Genomic DNA, 15,465 nt, shown 5'->3' with positions numbered 1-15,465 from the left:
CTTACTTCGCGGGTTTTGCTGCAGCCCGGCGCCGCGCGCGTTTCGATACGCCGTTGACGAGCGCCCAGCGCAATACCGGCGCGACGGCGAGCATGCCGGGCCGCACCATTGCGCGGCGGGCGAAGGCGAACGAGTCGAAGCCGAGCATCTGTTGCGCGAAGGGCGGCAACAGGTCGATGCCCGCGTTCCTGATGAGCGCGCCAGCGGGGCGCATCCCCGGGCTCGGCGCGGGCGCTTCCATGAGGACGCGCACAACTTCGAAGGTGCGGTCGCTCGCGACGAGTTCGGGCTGCATCGACTGCAGATACACAGCAATTTCGGCGCGCGAGCGCGGCACGTTCGTCGCGCCTAGCAGTTCGGCAATGCGCGCGACTTCGGCGTAGTACTGATCCTGCATCTCACCCGGCAGCGCGGGATTCACGAAGCGCAAATACGCGCCGAGAAAGCTCGAAACTTCGGCCACGTGCACCCAGGTTAGCAACGCGGGATCGCTCGCGCGATAGGGGTGGCCATCGGGCCCAGTGCCCGTCACGGCGAGGTGGATCCTCTTGACGCGTTCAATCAACGCCAGCGCGTCGGCGCGGCTGCCGTAAGTCGTACCGGCGATGAACGTTGCGGTGCGCCGCAGCCGCCCAAGTATGTCGATGCGAAACGTCGAATGGTCCCACACACCGGCGAGCGCAAGCGGATGCAGCGCCTGCAGCAGCAGCGCGCTGACCCCACCCGCCATCATCGCGGCGAAATCGGCATGGACCTTCCAGCAAACGGCGTCGGGGCCGAACAGGCCCGGGTCGCCCGGCGGATTCGAGTAATCGAGTTTTGGGCCGCTGCCCGTGGTGAGATGCGTGATGCTTTCGGCGAGCGTCATGCGCAGGCGGCGCGCGAGCTGACCGGCAACGCCGGTCGGTTCAGGAGCGTTGGGAGGCAGGCCGGCGTGATCGGACATCGTGCTCTCGCTCGCGCTGCGTTGAGGTTTGCGCGCCTTAGGACGCGTCCGGTTCCCAGTTGCCGCCCGTCGATGCGTCGTCCGGCGCCGTAAGGCCGAAGTGGCGGTAGCTGAGTTGAGTGGCCACGCGGCCGCGCGGCGTGCGTTGCAGATAGCCCTGCTGGATCAAATACGGTTCGAGCACGTCTTCGATCGTGTCGCGTTCCTCGCCGATTGCGGCGGCAAGGTTGTCCACGCCCACCGGACCGCCGTCGAACTTGTGCAGGATGGCTTCGAGCAGCTTGCGGTCCATCAGGTCGAAGCCCACGGGATCGACGTCGAGCATGCGCAGCGCGGCGTCGGCGACATTCGCGGTGATCGCGCCGTCTGCCTTCACCTCTGCGTAGTCGCGCACGCGGCGCAGCAGGCGGTTCGCGATACGCGGCGTGCCGCGCGAGCGGCGTGCGATTTCGAGCGCGCCGTCAGGGTGGATCTGCGCGCCGAGCAGCGAAGCCGAGCGCTGCACGATGCGCGAGAGCTCGCTTGCATTGTAGAACTCGAGGCGCGAGACGATGCCGAAGCGGTCGCGCAGCGGGTTCGTGAGCATGCCCGCGCGCGTGGTAGCGCCCACGAGCGTGAACGGCTGAAGGTCGAGCTTCACGCTGCGCGCGGCCGGCCCTTCGCCGATCATGATGTCGATCTGGTAGTCCTCGAGCGCCGGATACAGGATCTCTTCGACGACCGGCGAGAGCCGGTGAATTTCATCGATGAAGAGCACGTCGTTGGCTTCGAGATTGGTGAGCAGTGCCGCGAGGTCGCCTGCGCGTTCCAGCACGGGGCCCGACGTCTGCCGCAGATTGACCCCCATTTCGCGCGCGATGATGTGCGCGAGCGTGGTCTTGCCGAGGCCCGGCGGTCCGAACAACAGCACGTGGTCGAGCGGTTCGGAACGGCGCTTCGCAGCCTCGATGAAGATCTCGAGCTGGCCGCGCACCTTTTCCTGGCCGACATATTCGTCGAGCTGGCGCGGGCGCAACGCGCGTTCGAACGCTTCCTCACGCGTCGAGGCGGGCGTGGCGGCGATCACGCGGTCGGCGCCGGCGTGGTTGGCGGCGAGTTTGTCGGTTTCGATCATCCAGCGATTGTACCGCGCGGACTATGCGACGGCGGGCCCGTCCCGAGCACCACGATGGCGTCGCAACTAACAGCCCGCCTCGAGCGTGCGCGAGGGCGATCAGGCCTTTGAAAGCGCCTTGAGCGCGAGCTTGATGCCTTCCGAAACGCCGGTGCCGGCGGGGACGTTCTTGATCGCGGCGAGCGCTTCCTTCTCCGAATAGCCGAGCGCGAGCAGCGCGTTGAGGATGTCGTTTGCGTGGTCTGATGGCGAAGCGGCGGCGGCCATCGCGCCGAGGTCCGCGCCGAGCTTGCCCTTGAGTTCGAGCAGCAGGCGCTCAGCCGTTTTCTTGCCGATGCCGGGCACGCGCGTGAGGCGCGCCGCATCCTGCTGCGTGACTGCTTGCGAAAGGTCGTGCACGCTCATGCCCGAGAGCACGGCGAGCGCCATGCGCGCGCCGATGCCGCTGATCTTGAGCAGTTCGCGAAACGTCGAGCGTTCCTCCTGCGTGCCGAAGCCGAAGAGCAAATGCGCGTCTTCGCGCACGATCATCTGCGTGAGCAACACGATTTTTTCGCCGGTGCCGGGCAGGTTGTAGAACGTGCTCATCGGCACGTCGACTTCGTAGCCGACGCCGTTGCAGTCGATGAGCAGGTGCGGCGGGTTCTTTTCCAGCAATACGCCGGCAATGCGACCGATCATGGCGGGTTCTGTGATGAGGGAAAGCTCAAGAGTGTAGCGGAGGGCAGGGCAGTACGGAGCGCGCGGCCAGAACGTCGGCCGCTCGGCCTGGGCATCAGCCACGCATTCAGCCTATCAACCGTCCGCGGCGTACCCGCATGCCCTTCTTCGCGAGCGCGGGCGCGAGCCCGCCGAGCGTGGCAAGCGCGTCACCGCCGTGCGCGTGGCAGATCGCCATGCCGAGCGCGTCGGCGGCGTCGGTGCCGGGCGTGCCTGTGAGGGCGAGCAGGCGCACGACCATCTGCTGCATCTGCTCCTTGGTCGCGCGTCCGTAGCCCACCACGGCCTGCTTGAGCTGCAGCGCAGTGTACTCGGCCACCGGCACGCCGCCCGAAACCAGCCCGCAAATGGCCGCGCCGCGCGCCTGCCCGAGCAGGAGGGTCGACTGCGGATTGACGTTGACGAAGACCTTTTCGATTGCGGCCTGGTCGGGCGCGTGCTGGCGGATCAGCGTGGAAATGCCCTCGAAGATGGTGCCGAGGCGCGTGGGCAGATCGGCATCGGCGGTGCGGATGACGCCGCTTGCGACGTACGTGAGCTGATGGCCGTGACGCTCGATCACGCCGAAGCCGGTGACGCGCAAGCCGGGGTCGATGCCGAGAATTCTCATGAAATGCGGGGAGTGCCGGGTGTGCTTAGGATGTGCCTGCGATGGTACAACGAACGGCATGGATGCCGCGAGCCTTGACCCCAAGCGCAAGCGCCAGGCGCGGCGCAAAGAAAAAGCCCGCAAGACGCAAGTCCGGCGGGCTTTGCACAAGCGGCGCGTCACGTGCAGGTCACGCGCCGCATGCAACCAGGGCGGCGAAGATCAGTGACGGAAGTGGCGGATGCCCGTCATCACCATCGCGATGTTGTGCTCGTCGGCGGCGGCGATCACTTCGTCGTCGCGCATCGAGCCGCCCGGTTGGATCACGCAGGTCGCGCCCGCGTTCACCACCACGTCGAGGCCGTCGCGGAACGGGAAGAACGCGTCCGACGCCACGGCCGTGCCCGCGAGCTTGAGGCCCGCGTTCCCAGCCTTGATGCTGGCAATGCGCGCCGAGTCCACGCGGCTCATCTGGCCCGCGCCCACGCCCATCGTCATGCCGTTCGCGCAGAACACGATGGCGTTCGACTTCACGAACTTCGCGACGCGCCATGCGAACAGCAGGTCATCCATTTCCTTCGGCGTGGGGTGGCGCTTCGTCACCACGCGCAGTTCGTGCGGCTGCACGTTCTTCGCGTCGAGCGATTGCACGAGCAGGCCGCCGCCCACGCGCTTGAGGTCGAACGCGTTATGGCCGTTGCCCAACGCGATTTCGAGCAGACGCACGTTCTGCTTCGCGGCGAACACGGCCTTCGCCGCTTCCGAGAACGACGGCGCCATCAGCACTTCGACGAACTGCTTCGCCACGGCCTGAGCCGCGGCTTCGTCCACTTCGCGGTTGAACGCGATGATGCCGCCGAACGCCGAGGTCGGGTCGGTCTGGAACGCCTTCGAGTAGGCTTCGAGCGCATTCGCGCCGATCGCCACGCCGCACGGATTCGCGTGCTTGATGATCACGCAGGCCGGAGCGTCGAACGTCTTCACGCATTCCCATGCCGCGTCCGAGTCGGCGATGTTGTTGTACGAGAGTTCCTTGCCCTGAAGCTGCGTGTAGTTCGCGAGCGCGCCGGCGGGCGTCGTGAGGTCGCGGTAGAACGCGGCGCTCTGGTGCGGGTTTTCGCCGTAGCGCAGGTCCTGGACCTTGTCGAATGCGAGGTTCAGCACGGCCGGGTAGGTGTTGCGCGACTTGTGCTCGAGCGCTTCGGTGAGGCTCGTGAGGTAGTTCGTGATCGCGCCGTCGTACTGCGCCGTGTGCGAGAACACCTTGGTCGCGAGGCGGAAGTTCGTGGCGTAGCTCACGGTGTTGCCGTTCGCGCGCATCTCTTCGAGCACCTTCGCGTAGTCGGCCGGGTCGACCACCACGGTCACGTCGCGATGGTTCTTTGCCGCCGAGCGCAACATGGTCGGGCCGCCGATATCGATGTTCTCGATCGCGTCTTCGAGCGTGCACTCGTCCTTCGACACCGTCTGGACGAACGGGTAGAGATTCACGACCAGCAGGTCGATCGTCGGGATGTCGTGCTTTTCGAGCGCGGCCATGTGCTCGGGCAGGTCGCGGCGCGCGAGGATGCCGCCGTGCACCTTCGGGTGCAGCGTTTTCACACGCCCATCGAGCATTTCCGGGAAACCGGTGTAGTCGGCCACTTCGGTGACGGAAAGGCCCGCGTCCGCGAGCAGTTTCGCGGTGCCGCCGGTCGAGAGGATCTTGACGCCGAGGTCCGACAGCGACTTCGCGAAGTCGACGATGCCGGCCTTATCGGAAACGGAGATGAGCGCTTGCCTGATCATGATGGGTAACGAGGTAGATTGCCGAGAGATCGAGGGGTCCGCGCCGAAGGTCCAGAAAAACGCAGCGGCGTTACAGCAGGCCGTGCTGCTGGAGCTTCTTGCGCAGCGTGTTGCGGTTGATGCCGAGAAACTCGGCGGCGAGCGACTGATTGCCGCCTGCCTGCTCGAGCACCACCTCGAGCATCGGTTTTTCGACGCACGCCATCACCATTTCGTAGACGTCGTGCGGATTGCTGCCGTCGAGGTCCTGGAAGTAGATGCCAAGGCTCTCGCGGACGGATTGTTCGATGTTGTGCTTGCTCATGCTGCCAGTCGATCGGTTGATTCGTCGCTGCCGTCGCTGTCGTTGTTCTCGTCGTCGACGTAGACGAGGCGCTCGGAGCGCGCCTTCTGTTCGTCGAAGAACTGGTTGACGGCGACGAGCTGCTCGCGCGTGGTGTCCAGCGTATTCATGCGATGCCGGAACGTATTGGCGCCGCAAAGGCCGCGAGTGTACCAGCCGATATGCTTGCGCGCAGTACGCACGCCTGTAAATTCCCCATAAAACGCGTAGTGGTCCTCCAGATGCTCGTTCATGATCGACTGGATTTCGTCCACGCGCGGCGGCAGCAGCAGCTCGCCGGTCGCCAGGAAATGCTCGATTTCGCGGAACAGCCACGGGCGCCCCTGCGCCGCGCGGCCGATCATGATGGCGTCGGCGCCCGTGAGCGCGAGCACCTCGCGCGCCTTTTGCGGCGACGTAATGTCGCCGTTCGCGACCACCGGAATGCGCGCGGCGGCTTTTACCGCGGCAATCGTTTCGTACTCCGCTTCACCGTGATAGAGATCGGCGCGCGTGCGGCCGTGCACGGTGAGCATGGCAATACCGCAATCCTGTGCAAGGCGCGCGATGGTGAGCGCATTGCGGTTGTCGCGGTCCCAGCCCGTGCGGATCTTGAGCGTGACGGGCACGGCGTCGGGGCCTACGCCCACGGCGTCGACCACGGCCTTGACGATGCGTGCGACGAGCGGCTCGTTCTGCAGGAGTGCCGAGCCGGCCGCGACGTTGCAGACCTTCTTGGCCGGGCAGCCCATGTTGATGTCGATGATCTGCGCGCCGTTGGCGACGTTGTAGCGCGCGGCTTCGGCCATCATTTCCGGATCGGCGCCCGCGATCTGCACGGAGATGGGTTCCACTTCGCCCGCGTGGTTGGCGCGACGCATGGTCTTTTCGCTCTTCCAGAGCTGCGCGTTGGACGCGACCATCTCGGAGACCGCATAGCCCGCGCCGAGGCGCTTGCACAGCTGGCGGAACGGCCTGTCCGTGACACCCGCCATGGGGGCGACGAACAGGTTATTACGCAAGGTGTGACGGCCGATAGTGAACATGACGCGCGGGCGAGGCCGGTGCCGCGACCCGGATGGCATTCCGGCTGGCGCGGCGAACGGCGTGAATTTGAAATTGGGGAAACGCGTATTTTAGCGTAAGCGGGATGCGAGGTCGCGCGGCGCGGACCCTGGTCTTGTTCCAGAGCACCGTGGCGGTATTCAAAGAAAAACGTTGCGACCCTTAGCTCGCTGCTTCAAACCCGTTGCCCGAACATCATCTGCCGCGCGAGCGCCGTCTTCACGGGTGGTGCGAATTCGAGCGCCGTGAGCGCGAGCCCGCGCAGCGTGGCGAGCGGGCCAAAATCGACGGTAAACAGGCGTGCGAGCGTATCCGTCGCGCCGATCGTCATGCGCCGGTCGAACGCTCGGCGGCCCGCGAACTCGGCGAGCGCGCGCGGCGTGGCGCCGTGCTGCGCAAGCGAATCGGCGAGAGCGTGGGCGTCGCGCAGACCGAGATTGAGGCCCTGGCCCGCCACCGGATGCAGTGTTTGCGCCGCATTGCCGACCGCCGCGATGCGGCCGTGGCCCGAAACGAGGGCGTCGAGCGCGTTCAAGCCGAGCGGAAATGCCGCGCGAGCGTGAATCTGCGTGAAGCGGCCCATGCGCGCACCGAACGCCGCGCCGAGTTCGGCGAGGAAGTCGGCGTCTGAAAGCTGCGCGCGGCGCTCGGCCTGGGCGGGGGAGCAGCACCACACCAGCGCGTAATCCGCGCCGCGCACGCCGCCCATCGGCAGGAGCGCGATCGGGCCTTCGCTCGTGAAGCGCTCCCACGCGACGTGCGGCTGCGGGGCCGCGAGCGTCACCACGCCGACCAGCGCCGTTTGCCCGTAGTCGCGCGTGCGTTTGATTTCGGCGGCCGGCAGCGCGGCCTTCGCGTCGGTCTCGTCGGAATCGTCTTGCGCGTCGCGTTGCGGCGGCCCGCGATACAGCCCACCTTCGGCATTCACGAGGATGCGCGTGCGCAGATGCCGCTCGACCCCTGCGCTCACGACCGGCAGCGTCACGCCGTCGTTCTCTACGACGGGATCGTGCGCCCGCGTGTGATGCAGCCAGTGCACCTGCGTGCCGCGCACGGCGTGCGCGAGCGCTTGAACGATCGCGCCGTAACGCGCCACGTAGCCGAGCGCGGGCAAGTCGTAGTCGTGGCGGTCGATCAGCGTGCGCCCGAAATGGCCGCGCTGCGAAACATGGATGCGCTCGATGGGCGTGGCGTCGTGCGGCCACGCGAGCGCTTCGAGCAGCGTGCGGCTGCCCTGCGAAACGGCGATGGCGCGCGGGTCGCCGGCGCTGTCCTCGGGTTCGCGCGCGTCGATCAGCGCAATCGAGAGCCTTTGCGTGGCGCTGCGCCGCGCGAGCCAACCCGCGAGCGCGAGACCCACCGGCCCCGCGCCGACGATCGTCACGTCGTGGTCGAAATGGGCGTGCGCGTTCGCGCCGGTGGGAGTGTCGTTCGCGCTGCCGGAAACTGCGTTCATGTCGTTTGCTTCGCTTTGTGTGGAATCTTCGCGTCTGCGTCTGCGTCAGGCGCCGCGTTGCGCATCCTGCATGAGCGCTTCGATTTCATCTGCGGCAACGGGCACGCCGCGCGTGATCAACTCGCAGCCTGATTCGGTGACGATGGCGTCGTCCTCGATGCGGATGCCGATGTCCCAGTAGCGCTCGGGCACGTCCTCGGCCGCGCGGATATAGAGACCCGGCTCGATCGTGAGCGTCATGCCGGGGCGCAGCGTGCGCCAGGGCGGCGGGGCGTCGGGCTTTTCGGCGCTTGCCGCAACGCCACGTTCACCGCGTTCGCCGCGTTCGCCGCGTTCGCGATAGTCGCCCGCGTCGTGCACATCCATGCCGAGCCAGTGCCCGGTGCGATGCATATAGAAGCGGGCGTAGGCGCGCTCTGCGATCACGTCGTCGATGCTCGCAAAGCGCTGCCGGTCGATGATGCCGGTATCGAGCAGCCCCTGCGCGAGCACGCGCACGGCGGCGTCGTGCGGCACCTCGAAATTCACGCCGGCGCGCGTGGCGTCGATAGCGGCCTGCTGCGCGGCGAGTACGATGTCGTATAGCTCGCGTTGCGCGCTCGTGAAGCGGCCGCTCGCGGGGAACGTGCGTGTGATGTCCGAGGCATAGCCGTTCAACTCGCACGCGGCGTCGATGAGCACGAGGTCGCCCTCGCGCGCCACCGCGTTGCCCGCGGGGTAATGCAGCACGCACGCATTCGCGCCTGCCGCGACGATCGAGCCGTAGGCGGGCGCCTGCGCGCCGTGCTTGCGGAACGTGTAGAGCAACTCCGCCTCGATCTCGTATTCGCGCATGCCGGGCCGGCATGTCTGCATCGCGCGAACGTGCGCGAGCGCCGAGATCTTCGCGGCGCGGCGCATCGTGTCGAGTTCGTGCGCATCCTTGAACACGCGCATGTCGTCGAGCAGCGGCAGCAGGTCGTACGCGGCGGCCGGTGCTGTGACGCCGCTGCGCCCCCGTGCGCGCACCGCGTCGATCCAGCGCTTCACCTGCGCGTCGAAGCGATCGGAGGCCGCGAGCGCGTAGTGCAGCGCCGGACGGTTGGCGATGAACTGCGGGATGCGCGCATCGAGTTCGTCGACGGCAAACGCGGCGTCGAAGCCGAACGCTTCGCGCGCGGCGTCGGGACCGAAGCGAAATCCTTCCCACGTTTCGCGCTCGACGTTCTTCGCGCGGCAGAAGAGGAGGGCGGCGGGCTGATTCTCGCCCGCGTTCGCGTCGAGCACGAGCAGCGCCTCGGGCTCCGTGAAGCCGGTGAGGTAGTAGAAGTAGCTGTCGTGCCGGTAGGGATAGTCCGCGTCGCGATTGCGCAGCGCTTCGGGCGCGGTCGGCACGAGCGCGACACCGCCGCCTTGCGCGCGCAATGCCGCAAGCACACGTTCGCGGCGCGCGCGATAGAGCGCCGCGCCGCCGTCGGGGCCGCGCTGCATGTCGGCTGCGTCGGCCACGTTGGCCGCAGGTTGGGCTTCGCTCGAGGCGGCCGGGGCGCTTTGCTTGAGGGTCGAGTCCATCGTGAGATTGTAGCGCTGGCTACAGACGGACGCGCTGGCTCGCGGTGACCCAACGGACGCGCCGCTGTTGCCGGGTGTTGTCTCCTGCTTACATCATTTGTAGGAAAAATCCTGCACTGCAACAGACGGCGCGTCAGAAAAAAGCGAATCCAACGTATACTTCGGCCGGATTCCAGAAAAGGCAGGTGGTATGAAACTTATCGGTTCGCTCGGCAGCCCGTATGTCCGCAAGGCGCGGATCACGCTCGCTGAAAAGAAAATCGACTACAAGCTGGTGCTCGAAAACGTGTGGGGCGAGGAAACGGCGATTCACGATTTCAATCCGCTCGGCAAGGTTCCGTGTCTCGTGATGGATGACGGCGAAGCCGTGTTCGACTCGCGCGTGATCTGCGAGTACGTCGACATGCTTTCGCCCGTGGCCAAGCTCATTCCGCCCGCAGGACGTGAGCGTATTGAAGTGCGTTGCTGGGAGGCGCTCGCCGACGGCATGCTCGACGCCACTGTGCTGATCCGCCTCGAAGGCACGCAGCGCACGCCGGAGCAGCGCAATGAGGCGTGGGTGAAGCGTCAGGAGCGCAAGATCCACGAAAGCCTTATCGCGATGGCCAAGGGGCTCGACGGCAAGCCGTGGTGCGCGGGCAACCGCTACACGATCGCGGATATTGCCGTGGGCTGCGCGCTCGGCTATCTCGACTTCCGCATGCCGGAGCTGAACTGGCGCGAGGCGCATCCGGATCTCGCGCGCCACTTCGAGAAGCTCTCGCAGCGTCAGTCGTTCGTCGACACGGTGCCGCAAGGCTGACCTCCAGCCGATCTGCGGCTGATGTGAAAACGCCCGACGGCATTGCGTGCCGTCGGGCGTTTTCGTTCAAGTCGTGGATCGCCTTCCTCAGGCGATCTTTTCCTCAGCCGGCGCGAACGAATCGCTGCGCGCAACCGGCCACCACTTCTCGTACAGCTGATAGCGATAGCGGCCTTCGAGCAGATCGCCGGGCTTCAGGTACTTGAGCAGTTCCGACATCAGCTTCACTTCATACGACGACACGCGCCGCACGATGTGATGTGCGCGCAGATCCGATGGGCTCGTGAGACCGGCGGCCTGAATCAGCTCTTGCAGCGCGTGCAGCGTGTTGTGGTGGAAATTGAAAACGCGCTCTCCCTTGTCCGGCACGTTCAGCGCGCGCTGGCGCACGGGGTCTTGCGTGGCGACGCCGGTGGGGCAGCGGTCCGAGTGGCACTTCTGCGCCTGGATACAGCCCACGGCGAACATGAAGCCGCGCGCCGAATTTACCCAGTCCGCGCCGATCGCGAGCGTGCGCGCGATATCGAACGCGGTGATGATCTTGCCGCTTGCACCGATCTTGATCTTGTCGCGCAGGCCGATGCCCACGAGCGTGTTGTGCACGAGAAGCAGCCCTTCCTGCAGCGGCGTGCCGATGTGATCGGTGAATTCGAGCGGCGCTGCGCCCGTGCCGCCTTCCGCGCCGTCCACGACGATGAAGTCGGGCAGGATGCCGGTTTCCACCATCGCCTTGGCGATGCCGAAAAACTCCCACGGATGACCGATGCACAGCTTGAAGCCCGTGGGCTTGCCGCCCGAGAGCTTGCGCAGACGCTCGACGAATTCGAGCAGGCCGCGCGGCGTGGAGAATTCCGAGTGGCGCGCAGGCGAGACGCAATCCTGGCCGACGGGAATGCCGCGCGTTTCGGCGATCTCCGGCGTGACCTTCGCCGCGAGCAGCATGCCGCCGTGGCCAGGCTTCGCGCCTTGCGAGAGCTTCACCTCGATCATCTTCACCTGCGGCTCGCTCGCGAGGCGCTGGAATCTCTCGGCGCTGAAGGTGCCGTCATCGTTGCGGCAGCCGAAGTAGCCCGAGGCGATCTCCCAGATGATGTCGCCGCCATTCTCGCGGTGATACTTCGACATCGAGCCTTCGCCGGTGTCGTGCGCAAAGCCGCCTTTCTTCGCGCCCATGTTGAGCGCGCGGATGGCGTTCGCGGAGAGCGCGCCGAAGCTCATCGCCGAGATGTTGAAGATCGACATCGAGTACGGTTGCGCGCGGTTGGCGCCCACGAGCACGCGGAAGTCGCTGCCTGCGAGCTTCGTGGGTGCGAGCGAGTGGCTGATCCACTCGTGGCCCACGGCCTTCACGTCGAGTTCGGTGCCGTACGGGCGGCTGTCCACCGCGTTCTTCGCGCGCTGGTAGACGAGGCTGCGCTGGGCGAGCGAGAACGGCTTTTCGTCGGTGTCGTCCTCGACGAAGTACTGGCGGATCTCGGGGCGCACGAACTCGAACAGAAAGCGCAGATGACCCCAGATCGGGTAGTTGCGCAGGATCGCGTGGCGCTCCTGGAACATGTCGTAGAGGCCGAGCGCGACGAGCAGCGCGGGCACAATCACGCAGTACCACGACAGGTGATGGAGCGCAGCCGCGGCGACACAGGCCGCGAGCAGCAGCACCGCGCCCCACATGGCGAGATAACGTCGGGAAAACATTGGGGGAACTCCTCGAACTTGATTTAATGCGCGCACCTGCTCTCCTCTCGTAAAGGGGCGGTGCGCGTCAGCCGCGCGGTTGCTGGGCGCGGCTTGCCGGAATGATGCCGCAAGTTCGTGAATCTGGCGGGGAAGCGGGCAATGCCGTCCGAGCGGCGTTCGCCAGGACTCGAAGGTCCGATAAAAAAAACGCGGCGCCTTGGGCGCCGCGTGGTGTTTTCTTACGTTTTGCCTGACGCTGCTTGCGTCAAGCGATTGTCGCCGCAGCGGGCTTTTTGCGCGGTACGCGCTTCTTTTTCTTCGGCGCTTCGGGCGGCAGCACGGCGGGCACGTGGGGCGCGAGCGTCGTCACCGCCTCGATGATGCCGCCGCCCAGGCACACGTCGCCGTCATAGAGCACCGCCGACTGGCCGGGCGTCACGGCCCATTGCGCATCGGGAAAGCGCAGCGTGAACTGGCCCGCGCCGAATTCGTCTGCGGTATGGAACGAGCAGGGCGCATCGGCCTGGCGATAGCGCGTTTTCGCCCCGCATACGTGGTCCTGCGCCGGCGGCTCGCCCGCCACCCAGCTCACGTTGCCTGCGCGCAGCTCGTGCGCGAGCAGCCACGGATGATCGTGGCCCTGCACGACGTAGAGCGTGTTCGAGGCCATGTCCTTGCCCGCCACGAACCACGGATCGCCGCTGCCGTCCTTGCTGCCGCCAAGGCCAATGCCCTTGCGCTGCCCGAACGTGTAGAACGCGAGGCCGATATGCTCGCCTACGACACGGCCGTCGGGCGTCATCATCGGGCCGGGTTTGGTCGGCAGGTAGCGGTTGAGGAAGTCGCGGAACGGCCGCTCGCCAATGAAGCAAATTCCAGTGGAATCCTTCTTTTTCGCGTTCGGCAGGCCGATCTTTTCGGCGATCTCGCGTACCTTCGTCTTGGGGATTTCGCCAAGCGGGAACATCGTCTTCGAAAGCTGCGCCTGGTTCAGGCGGTGCAGGAAGTACGACTGATCTTTGGTGTGGTCGAGCGCCTTCAGCAGTTCGAAACGACCGTCACGCTCGCGCACGCGGGCATAGTGCCCCGTGGCGATCGTTTCCGCGCCGAGCGACATGGCGTGGTCCAGAAAGGCCTTGAACTTGATCTCGGCGTTGCAGAGCACGTCCGGGTTCGGCGTGCGCCCCGCGGAATACTCGCGCAGGAACTCCGCGAACACGCGGTCCTTGTATTCGGCGGCGAAGTTCACGGCCTCGACGTCGATGCCGATCAGGTCCGCGACCGACACCACGTCGATCCAGTCCTGGCGCGTCGAGCAGTACTCGCCGTCGTCGTCGTCTTCCCAGTTCTTCATGAAGAGACCGACGACGTCGAAACCCTGCTCCTTGAGCAGCCATGCGGTCACCGACGAATCGACGCCGCCCGACATGCCTACCACGACCTTGCGTTTGCTCATTTCGTTGCTGCCTTAGTTCATCTTGGGTGCGACCTTGGGCGCCGCTTTCGGTGCCGTCGCGTGCGTCTGGATGAAATCCAGCGGCACGCGCTTGCCAGCGAGGTAATCGTCGACACAGCGCATCACGAGCGGCGTCCGATGGCGCTCGCTCGCCGCGCGCATCTCGTCCACGCTCATCCACACCGTGCGGACGATATCCGGATCGAGCGCGCGGTTTTCCGCCTCGGCTGCGACACTGCCGCAGTACGTGAAGCGCACATATGTCGCACCGCTCTCGCCTGGCTTGCCGAAGTGCGTCATATACACGCCGACTAGCGCTTCAGGCGTGAACGCATGCGCGGTTTCCTCGAGCGTTTCGCGTACCACGGCCTCGTGCAGCGTCTCGCCCGCTTCCAGATGGCCGGCCGGCTGGTTCAGGCGCAGTCCGGCTGGCGTGTGTTCCTCGACGAGCAGAAAACGCCCGTCGCGCTCGACGATCGCGGCCACGGTGACGTGGGGTGCCCAGGTTTCCTCATTCATGGGGCGGTATTTTACCGGGACGGCGCGAACGCTGCCCGGGGCCGGATCGGGCCCCGACGGACTGCGTGCCCGGCTCGCCCGGCACAGCCGACCGCCCGGTCGGACAACACAGCGTGTCGTGTGCATCGCACAAAAGCGGGCAATTCCCGCTATAAAGCCGCCGCTGCTTTCGGTTAAAGTGGTGCCGTCGTTTGCCGTTGCAATGGATGCCGGCGCTTGAACGCCGTTTGTCGGCCTCCCTTCGCTCGATTCGAGCCAGAACAGCTAGAACAAGAAGGTCGAGGAGGAAACAACGATGCATATCGGAGTGCCTGCAGAGACGCGGGCGAACGAAACCCGCGTGGCCGCGACGCCGGAGACAGTCAAGAAGTACGTCGCCCAGGGCCACACGGTCACGATCCAGGCCGGCGCCGGCACCGCCGCGAGCTATCTCGACGAGGCCTACACGGCCGTAGGCGCGCAGGTCGCCGATGCGGCCACGGCCTTCGGTGCGGATCTCGTGCTCAAGGTCCAGTCGCCCACCGTCAGCGAATTGCCGTTCATGAAGCGCGGCGCGGTGCTGGTGGGCATGCTCGATCCCTTTAATGCGGAGAACGCGGCGAAACTCGCCGAGGCAGGCGTGACGGCCTTCGCGCTCGAAGCCGCCCCGCGCACCACGCGCGCGCAAAGCCTCGACGTGCTTTCGTCGCAGGCCAACATCGCCGGGTACAAGGCGGTGCTCGTGGCCTCGACCCTCTATCCGCGCTTCATGCCGATGCTCATGACCGCCGCCGGTACGGTGAAGGCCGCGCGCGTGCTGATTCTCGGCGCAGGCGTGGCGGGCCTGCAGGCCATTGCCACGGCGCGGCGCCTGGGCGCGGTGATCGAGGCCTCGGACGTACGCCCCGCTGTGAAGGAGCAGATCGAGTCGCTCGGCGGCAAATTCCTCGACGTGCCCTACGAAACCGATGAGGAACGCGAAGCGGCCGTTGGCGTGGGCGGCTATGCCCGGCCCATGCCGCCTTCGTGGCTGGCGCGCCAGTCGGCGCTGGTTCACGAGCGCGCCAGGCAGGCCGATATCGTCATCTCCACCGCGCTGATTCCCGGCCGCGACGCGCCTACGCTGTTGCCTTCGGAGACCGTGCAGGCGATGAAGCCAGGATCGGTGGTGATCGACCTGGCGGCAGGACGCGGTCCTGTTGCTGACGAGGCAAGCGGCCGGCGCGGCGGCAACTGCCCGCTCACCGAGGCGGACAAGGTGGTGACGCACCACGGGGTGCAGATTTGCGGCTACACGAATCTCGCCTCGATGGTCGCCGCCGACGCCTCCGCGCTCTACGCGCGCAACCTGCTCGACTTCCTGAAGCTGATCGTCACGAAGGAAGCCACGCTCAATATCGATCTCGCGGACGACATCGTCGCGGCCACGCTGCTGGCCCGCGACGGCCAGGTCACGCGCAAGGCATGACGAGGAGGAGACC

Annotated in this window: 14 protein-coding genes; 2 read left to right on the top strand and 12 right to left on the bottom strand. The window is 66.2% G+C overall.

Annotated features, from left to right (window positions below):
- Nucleotide 1 precedes the first annotated feature (1 nt).
- From M3I54_RS10800 to M3I54_RS10760, 9 genes are all read right to left on the bottom strand, one after another.
- Nucleotides 2-868, bottom strand: coding sequence for an oxygenase MpaB family protein (locus M3I54_RS10800; protein ID WP_254335782.1), 867 nt, complete (start codon nt 866-868; stop codon nt 2-4).
- 115 nt (nt 869-983) lie between these two features.
- The gene (gene ruvB, locus M3I54_RS10795) at nt 984-2,060 is read right to left on the bottom strand and encodes a Holliday junction branch migration DNA helicase RuvB (protein ID WP_254335594.1); all 1,077 of its coding nucleotides are present in this window, start codon (nt 2,058-2,060) and stop codon (nt 984-986) included.
- A gap of 99 nt (nt 2,061-2,159) precedes the next feature.
- Nucleotides 2,160-2,741: a Holliday junction branch migration protein RuvA gene (gene ruvA / locus M3I54_RS10790; RefSeq protein ID WP_254335591.1), complete on the bottom strand. Its 582-nt coding sequence runs from the start codon at nt 2,739-2,741 to the stop codon at nt 2,160-2,162.
- A 106-nt stretch (nt 2,742-2,847) separates the two neighbouring features.
- Nucleotides 2,848-3,390 (bottom strand): crossover junction endodeoxyribonuclease RuvC, encoded by a 543-nt coding sequence (gene ruvC / locus M3I54_RS10785; protein WP_254335584.1) that lies wholly within the window; start codon nt 3,388-3,390, stop codon nt 2,848-2,850.
- A gap of 201 nt (nt 3,391-3,591) precedes the next feature.
- The gene (purH, locus tag M3I54_RS10780) at nt 3,592-5,157 is read right to left on the bottom strand and encodes a bifunctional phosphoribosylaminoimidazolecarboxamide formyltransferase/IMP cyclohydrolase (RefSeq protein ID WP_254335582.1); all 1,566 of its coding nucleotides are present in this window, start codon (nt 5,155-5,157) and stop codon (nt 3,592-3,594) included.
- A 70-nt stretch (nt 5,158-5,227) separates the two neighbouring features.
- Nucleotides 5,228-5,461: a Fis family transcriptional regulator gene (locus M3I54_RS10775; RefSeq protein ID WP_254335580.1), complete on the bottom strand. Its 234-nt coding sequence runs from the start codon at nt 5,459-5,461 to the stop codon at nt 5,228-5,230.
- On the bottom strand, nt 5,458-6,525 hold the full coding sequence (dusB, locus tag M3I54_RS10770; RefSeq protein WP_254335573.1) for a tRNA dihydrouridine synthase DusB: 1,068 nt from the start codon (nt 6,523-6,525) through the stop codon (nt 5,458-5,460). The genes M3I54_RS10775 and dusB overlap by 4 nt, the downstream gene beginning before the upstream one ends.
- Before the next feature lie 194 nt (nt 6,526-6,719).
- Entirely contained in the window at nt 6,720-8,000 is a 1,281-nt protein-coding gene (locus M3I54_RS10765; RefSeq protein WP_254335571.1) for a UbiH/UbiF/VisC/COQ6 family ubiquinone biosynthesis hydroxylase, read from the bottom strand.
- A gap of 45 nt (nt 8,001-8,045) precedes the next feature.
- On the bottom strand, nt 8,046-9,470 hold the full coding sequence (locus M3I54_RS10760) for an aminopeptidase P N-terminal domain-containing protein (protein ID WP_254335768.1): 1,425 nt from the start codon (nt 9,468-9,470) through the stop codon (nt 8,046-8,048).
- A 271-nt stretch (nt 9,471-9,741) separates the two neighbouring features.
- Here M3I54_RS10760 and M3I54_RS10755 point away from each other — a divergent pair, with 271 nt between their 5' ends.
- On the top strand, nt 9,742-10,353 hold the full coding sequence (locus M3I54_RS10755; protein ID WP_254335569.1) for a glutathione S-transferase N-terminal domain-containing protein: 612 nt from the start codon (nt 9,742-9,744) through the stop codon (nt 10,351-10,353).
- A gap of 87 nt (nt 10,354-10,440) precedes the next feature.
- On the opposite strand, the gene M3I54_RS10750 is transcribed toward M3I54_RS10755, so the two are convergent.
- From M3I54_RS10750 to M3I54_RS10740, 3 genes are all read right to left on the bottom strand, one after another.
- Nucleotides 10,441-12,048, bottom strand: a complete 1,608-nt coding sequence (locus M3I54_RS10750; protein ID WP_254335566.1) for an FMN-binding glutamate synthase family protein — start codon at nt 12,046-12,048, stop codon at nt 10,441-10,443.
- Between the two features lie 247 nt (nt 12,049-12,295).
- Nucleotides 12,296-13,486 carry a tRNA 2-thiouridine(34) synthase MnmA gene (mnmA, locus tag M3I54_RS10745; protein WP_254335564.1) on the bottom strand — a complete coding sequence of 397 codons (1,191 nt, stop codon included), beginning with the start codon at nt 13,484-13,486 and terminating at the stop codon, nt 12,296-12,298.
- A gap of 12 nt (nt 13,487-13,498) precedes the next feature.
- Nucleotides 13,499-14,005 carry an NUDIX hydrolase gene (locus M3I54_RS10740; protein WP_254335562.1) on the bottom strand — a complete coding sequence of 169 codons (507 nt, stop codon included), beginning with the start codon at nt 14,003-14,005 and terminating at the stop codon, nt 13,499-13,501.
- Nucleotides 14,006-14,300: 295 nt separating this feature from the next.
- On the opposite strand from M3I54_RS10740, the gene M3I54_RS10735 reads away from it, so the two are divergent.
- Nucleotides 14,301-15,452, top strand: coding sequence for a Re/Si-specific NAD(P)(+) transhydrogenase subunit alpha (locus M3I54_RS10735; RefSeq protein WP_254335560.1), 1,152 nt, complete (start codon nt 14,301-14,303; stop codon nt 15,450-15,452).
- Nucleotides 15,453-15,465 lie beyond the last annotated feature (13 nt).

The sequence above is a fragment of the Paraburkholderia sp. CNPSo 3274 genome (genome assembly GCF_024206475.1).
Lineage (GTDB): Bacteria > Pseudomonadota > Gammaproteobacteria > Burkholderiales > Burkholderiaceae > Paraburkholderia.
The sequence above is the reverse complement of the archived record's forward strand: the minus strand, read 5'-3'. Positions and strand labels throughout refer to the sequence as shown.

What these genes read in the sequence shown, in the direction of transcription:
- M3I54_RS10800 (WP_254335782.1), bottom strand. Translation starts at nt 868, where the DNA reads ATGACGCTCGCCGAAAGCATCACGCATCTCACCACGGGCAGCGGCCCA.
- M3I54_RS10760 (WP_254335768.1), bottom strand. Translation starts at nt 9,470, where the DNA reads ATGCAGCGCGGCCCCGACGGCGGCGCGGCGCTCTATCGCGCGCGCCGC.
- M3I54_RS10740 (WP_254335562.1), bottom strand. Translation starts at nt 14,005, where the DNA reads ATGAATGAGGAAACCTGGGCACCCCACGTCACCGTGGCCGCGATCGTC.
- M3I54_RS10755 (WP_254335569.1), top strand. Translation starts at nt 9,742, where the DNA reads ATGAAACTTATCGGTTCGCTCGGCAGCCCGTATGTCCGCAAGGCGCGG.
- purH (WP_254335582.1), bottom strand. Translation starts at nt 5,157, where the DNA reads ATGATCAGGCAAGCGCTCATCTCCGTTTCCGATAAGGCCGGCATCGTC.
- ruvB (WP_254335594.1), bottom strand. Translation starts at nt 2,060, where the DNA reads ATGATCGAAACCGACAAACTCGCCGCCAACCACGCCGGCGCCGACCGC.
- ruvC (WP_254335584.1), bottom strand. Translation starts at nt 3,390, where the DNA reads ATGAGAATTCTCGGCATCGACCCCGGCTTGCGCGTCACCGGCTTCGGC.
- M3I54_RS10735 (WP_254335560.1), top strand. Translation starts at nt 14,301, where the DNA reads ATGCATATCGGAGTGCCTGCAGAGACGCGGGCGAACGAAACCCGCGTG.
- M3I54_RS10750 (WP_254335566.1), bottom strand. Translation starts at nt 12,048, where the DNA reads ATGTTTTCCCGACGTTATCTCGCCATGTGGGGCGCGGTGCTGCTGCTC.
- M3I54_RS10765 (WP_254335571.1), bottom strand. Translation starts at nt 8,000, where the DNA reads ATGAACGCAGTTTCCGGCAGCGCGAACGACACTCCCACCGGCGCGAAC.
- dusB (WP_254335573.1), bottom strand. Translation starts at nt 6,525, where the DNA reads ATGTTCACTATCGGCCGTCACACCTTGCGTAATAACCTGTTCGTCGCC.
- mnmA (WP_254335564.1), bottom strand. Translation starts at nt 13,486, where the DNA reads ATGAGCAAACGCAAGGTCGTGGTAGGCATGTCGGGCGGCGTCGATTCG.
- ruvA (WP_254335591.1), bottom strand. Translation starts at nt 2,741, where the DNA reads ATGATCGGTCGCATTGCCGGCGTATTGCTGGAAAAGAACCCGCCGCAC.
- M3I54_RS10775 (WP_254335580.1), bottom strand. Translation starts at nt 5,461, where the DNA reads ATGAGCAAGCACAACATCGAACAATCCGTCCGCGAGAGCCTTGGCATC.